The sequence below is a fragment of the Microbacterium panaciterrae genome (assembly GCF_039541635.1).
Lineage (GTDB): Bacteria > Actinomycetota > Actinomycetes > Actinomycetales > Microbacteriaceae > Microbacterium > Microbacterium panaciterrae.
The window spans coordinates 1-1,307 of sequence record NZ_BAABGP010000036.1; the positions used below are offsets into that span (position 1 = coordinate 1).

Annotated in this window: 1 protein-coding gene; it reads right to left on the reverse strand. The window is 67.5% G+C overall.

The annotated features are described in order from the left end of the window. Positions 1 to 1,256, reverse strand: a 1,256-nt coding sequence (locus ABD882_RS18640) for an IS256 family transposase (RefSeq protein ID WP_345188990.1), incomplete at its 3' end; no start/stop codon positions are given. Positions 1,257 to 1,307 lie beyond the last annotated feature (51 nt).

Genomic DNA, 1,307 nt, shown 5'->3' on the forward strand with positions numbered 1-1,307 from the left:
AACAGCTCGGGGCGGGCGGGTTCGGCGGTCTCGTGGAGGATGTGGATGAGTTTGCGCATCGAGATGTCGGAGAGGTAGCGGCGTTCGCCGTATTGCCATTCCTCGTGCTGCTCTTGCAGGACGGCGCCGATCAGGCGGGTCACGGAGTCGCGGTCGGGGAAGATCTGGACGACGTCGGCGCGGCGTTTGATCTCCCGGTTCAGGCGTTCGATGGGGTTGTTGGACCAGACTTTCTGCCAGTGCTCGCGGGGCAGGGCCGCGAACCCGGTCAGGTCGGCTTCGGCGGTCTCGAGCATGGCCGCGATCTCGGGGAACGAGGAGCGCAGGCTCTCCACGACCTGCCGGTATTGCCCGGTGACGGCCTCGGTGGTGGTCTGCGCGAAGATCGTGGAGATCAACGCGTTCACGGGCTTGGAACGCGCCGAACCCAGGCGTTGGGTGATGTTGCGGGCGAAATGGACGCGGCAGCGTTGCCAGCCCGCGCCGGGCAGGATCGCTTTCACTGCAGCCTTGATCCCGGCGTGCGCGTCGCTGGTGACCAGGGCGACGCCGAGGGGGTCGGCGTCGGTCGCGACTTTCAGGCCGCGCTCACGCAGCGTGCGGAGGAACTCGGTCCAGAAGTCGGTGGTCTCCGCGTCTCCGAGCGCCATCCCGAGGATCTCCCGGCGTCCGTCACCGGAGACGCCGGTCGCGACGACGAGCGCTTGGGACACGACCCGCCCGCGGACGCGGACGTCGAGATAGGTCGCGTCAAGGAAGACATAGGGGAACCAGGTGTGCTCGATCCGGCGGTGCAGGAACTCGTGCACCTGCTCGTCGATCTCGCCGCAGATGCGGGACACGGTCGAGCGGGAGATGCCGGTGTCGTTGCCCAGCGCGCGCACGAGCTGGTCGACCTTCCTCGTGGACACCCCGTCGATCCAGGCCTGGCAGATCACCGCGTAGAGGGCCTTGTCGACCCGACGCCGCGGGCTGAGCAGGCTCGGGAAGAACGACCCCTCCCGCAGCTTCGGGATCGCAAGGTCGACCTCCCCGGCCGGGGTCGCGAGGGTCTTCGGGCGGGTGCCGTTACGACGGGTGGTGCGCTCGCTCGTGCGTTCGTAACGACCGGCGCCGATCTTCGACGCCGCTTCCGCGTCGATGAGGTCTTGCAGGCCGGCCTGCAGCATCCGACGGAACACGTCGGAGTGCGCGAGGTCCGGGTCGGTGAGGACTTCGGAAATCAGGGTCGTCAGGGCAGACTGGTTCTGGGTCATCGTGGGATCTCTGCTTTGCTTCTTGCCGGAAACAACTGGGCCTCCCACGAT